The following is a 3,737-nucleotide window of genomic DNA, read 5'->3' as shown; positions in this document are numbered from 1 at the left end:
TCAACACCGCCCTGCGCCAAGGGCAGTATTTCTTCAGCGATATCCGCCGCGAGGGCATTGTGCTCTACGAGCTGGACGATGAACCGCTGGCCGAGCCGAAGCCGCTTACCCCTCGCCATGCATACGAGGCGGCAAAGGAGCACTTGGACGAGCGTTTACCGGGCGCATTTGGCTTTCTCGACACGTTCGGCTACTCATTGAGAAAGGGCCGGCAAAAGGAAGCCGCCTTTCTCCTTCACCAAGCGATCGAACATGCTTACGCAACCGTACTCCTGGTCCTTACCCACTACAGCCCACCTTCGCACAACCTCAAATTCCTCCGAGCGCTGGCGGAGGACCAAGATCGGCGCCTTGCCGAAGTTTGGCCGCGACAGGAGCAGCGCCATCGGGCCTGGTTCAACACGCTGAACGAGGCCTACGTGAAGGCCCGCTACTCGAAACACTACGCCATCAGCGAGGAAGCGCTCGCTTGGCTAGGAGAACGCACAGCCGAACTCCACCGGCTCGTGGAACAAGTTTGCCTCGCTCATCTGTCTCGACTGAAAGACCGCTCCGACTAACCGTGCGCCTGCCTCCACCCCAAACCCAACCCTACCCCCGCGACCGGTCTCAGCACGAATTGCGCGTTTCGAGGGTGCTGACGAAGCACCGTCGCGCTAGCACCTCGCCAGCGAGGTGGCGAGAGCGAGCGGTGGGCTTGCGCTATCCTGAAGGTCGTCCGCTCGTCGGTTCGGTATCGAGCGGGAGTCCTGACGATGCCGCGATTTGTGAAGCCCATGCGTACCCTGGCAGCGGTGCGCAGACGCTTTGGGTGATCCGCGGCTACAGATCATGCTGACCTGAGAGGGAATCGCCATGATCACAAGAAGGCGGCGCGTCTGGTGCGGCGATGAGCCTGGAGGGCGTCTCCGGGGCAAACCGTGCGAAGCGTGAGCGACAAGGCCGCACCTGGTTCTCGATCACGTCAATCGCCGGTTAAACGGGCAGCTTTGGAAAGCGAGCACCAGTTTAATCGCGCAGGATATCAATCGACGCAACGTCGCCGAGCTGATGCCGGCGAGAATGCCCAATTCCGATGAATGCCCGAGGCACAACCACCTGAGTTCGCCGACGGGCCACACGGCCGCGTCTTCAGCGCCATCGCTGCCGTCTGCTGCTCACCGACCAAACAAAGCGAACCGTCTTGAGGATCACGGCCCAACCGTTCGCGTCGGCATAGGTGGTCTGCGTCGTGCCCCCCATTTGGCGCAGGCGAGATCAACAGCACTTCGTGACCGAGTGCTGCGATCTTGCGCCCGGAATGGGACCCGCAGCACGCTTCAACTCCGGCCAGACGCGCAGGGGCCACTCGAAATCCACCGCACCTTTCGGATTTTCCGCCGTGTTATCGATCAGTCCGCTATCCGCGGTCTGGACACTGCCATGTAGCGCAAGAGATGGACGCTCCACGGCTAGCAAGCCGGGACCCGTCTCAAGATCGCTGCATAGCCACGTCCCAGGATCCCTGCCGCCGGCGCGCACCCCGCTGCTCCAGCAACGGCCGCGTGGCGTTCCCGGTGCTACGAGCCCGGACCCTCGTCGCCGAGATGACCGCCAGCGCGACGAAGAAGACAATGCCAGGATCGGCTGTTCCGCTGACCAATGAGCCGCTGACGATGCTTGCCAAGGCGCAATTTTTGACGCTGGTCGCCACCGCATCCGTTTCCAGGTCGACCCGGGCGCTGTATCGACCCAGGCCTCGAAAAATGACGCCGAGCAGGATGGCCATCATGATGGCTCCGAACAGACCGAGCTGTGACAGCACTGCGATCGGCCAACTCGATGCCCGCGAGCTGCCGAACCCGATCCCAAGCCCGCTCGTATCCACAAAAGCCTGAAGGCTCTTGACGTTCCAGTAGGTTCGCTCAAGACCCGAGGAGGACGTGCTCTTGTTGATGATCGTGGCCTCGATGAGGCGGATGAACGGGTCGAAAAATCCTGCATTGACGACGGCGATACCCAGCGCCGCGGCCAGGCCGCAAGCCAGCAATGTCATGATCAGGATCTCGTCGCTGCCGATCCGGCCAGAAATCAGCGAGCGGGCGATCGAGAAAGCGACCGGGATGCTGAGTATCGCAAGGCCGACGTAGGCAGTAGAGGAAGTGGACAGGACAATGAGCACAAGCAATGTCAGGGCGAGCCACTGGGCCAGCCGCGACCTGGTTTTTCGCCAGTAAGTGTAGCAGAAGGCCAGACAGGCAAGGGAAACGCCCCCGAACGCCGATGCTTCCGAATAAGCGCCAGCGATCCTGGTGAACCCAGCTTCCTCGGCGCCCGTGATGATGGCGTAGTTGGCGGTTCTGATCGGCGCCAGCAGATCGCCCGCGCCGGAGCTCTTGCCCAGGAAATCGACCAGGCCCATGGTGGTATGCAAACCACACCACAGGAAGAACCCTCGACGGATCTGGTCGATCCGGTTTGTGTGCAGGAGCAGTGCGCAAAGAGCGATTGCCGTCAGCCCACCCAAGATGAAATAGCCGGTCTGGGAGATGTTGGCGCTCACCGGGGCCAACGAGGCCTCGACAACCGACATTCGCGTCCTGGATTGCACGAAGACGCTGGTCTGACCGGCAAAGAAGCGAGGAAGGAACCAGGCCCCCACAATCGCATAGGCCATAAGGGCGCTGAGCACCCATATCGGGCGGATGCTGCCGAAGACGTTGCCGAGGTCCAGCCATATCCGCCGCCTTGCCGTGACAGCCATCACCAGCAGGGCCGCAAAGAGGGTATAGATCAGTGGCGATGAACCGCCCAGCGAGGTGAGCGTCATCATGGCTGTCGAACCGAAGGCCAGCGAAGCGACCAGCCCGATGATCAGCATCCCTCTCGAATAGTAGGCGACGATCAGTGTTATCGCAAACACTGACAGGCCAATGAGCGAGACCTGCATGGCCGATCAGCTCCCATCGCCGCGGTGTGGCGGCCGGCAGGCCGTGGCATGGTCCCTTGCGTCAAACATTGGCTGCGGCCCAAAACTGGATTCGACGGCCATATCCTTGTGGAGCGAGTGCGTGTCGGCAAGAGAGCCAATGGGCGTAGCGGATGGAAGCGAATGACGGGTATCCAGATCGGCAATCCCAAAAGCTCGAGCCCATGCGCGCGCGTCAGGATCGCGCAGCATGGCGGCGATCCTGATCCGGCAGAACGGGCATTTATCGAGGTCGTCGAGCTGTGTTCCGGCCGTCCCGGTATATCCGCCGCCGTCCCACGCGGGCTTCTTTACTACGCGGCGACCGGCGCAATCCTTGCGCGGTGTTGGGTTGGAGGCGTTCAAGGGCGAATTGGGTCGTCCGCGTTGCCTGGGTGCTGGGTCGCCTCCTTGTTCTGTCAAACTGATTTACAGCCGATGGCGGCTTGGTGATCCGAGTGCGTTCACATCAGTCCTACGCTTCAGCCCCTATCGAGGAGGCGTTCGATGGACACGCCCGACCGGCGCTCCTTCGAAACCTTTGCAACCAAGACGATTGCTGCTTCAGGATCGGTCTGTTAGCCCTTGAAAGTGGAATGTGGCGGCGCCGCTGGTGAGCCCCGCCGCCTTGAGCTGTTATCGATGATGAAGAGCACCATTGATCATCTGCCCGAAGAGAAGCAGCGGGAGCTCGCCCGTGTGTTGGAAATCCTCCATGCCGAGTTCGAGGATGCGCTGGCGCTGGGCAGCTCCGACTGGAAGAAGAACGGCCGCATCCTGAAAATCCTCC

2 protein-coding genes and 1 pseudogene are annotated in these 3,737 nt (G+C 61.5%); 2 read left to right on the top strand and 1 reads right to left on the bottom strand.

All coding sequences use genetic code 11. The features are described 5' to 3' along the window. Positions 1-560, top strand: a 560-nt coding sequence (locus MAXJ12_RS34025) for a HEPN domain-containing protein (RefSeq protein ID WP_008840805.1), incomplete at its 5' end; no start/stop codon positions are given. A 911-nt stretch (positions 561-1,471) separates the two neighbouring features. Here the strand turns inward: MAXJ12_RS34025 and MAXJ12_RS34020 are convergent. After that, positions 1,472-2,929, bottom strand: a complete 1,458-nt coding sequence (locus MAXJ12_RS34020; RefSeq protein ID WP_008840804.1) for a hypothetical protein — start codon at positions 2,927-2,929, stop codon at positions 1,472-1,474. Between the two features lie 660 nt (positions 2,930-3,589). On the opposite strand from MAXJ12_RS34020, the pseudogene MAXJ12_RS37460 reads away from it, so the two are divergent. Continuing rightward, positions 3,590-3,737, top strand: a pseudogene (locus tag MAXJ12_RS37460) (nucleotidyltransferase); the annotation flags it as partial.

The organism is Mesorhizobium alhagi CCNWXJ12-2, from assembly GCF_000236565.1.
Classification (GTDB): Bacteria; Pseudomonadota; Alphaproteobacteria; order Rhizobiales; family Rhizobiaceae; genus Allomesorhizobium; species Allomesorhizobium alhagi.
Note: the sequence above shows the minus strand (reverse complement) of the source record. Positions and strands in the feature narration are given on the sequence as shown.

Excerpts from the sequence above, each read along its gene's own strand:
- MAXJ12_RS34020 (WP_008840804.1), bottom strand. The coding sequence starts at position 2,929 with ATGCAGGTCTCGCTCATTGGCCTGTCAGTGTTTGCGATAACACTGATC.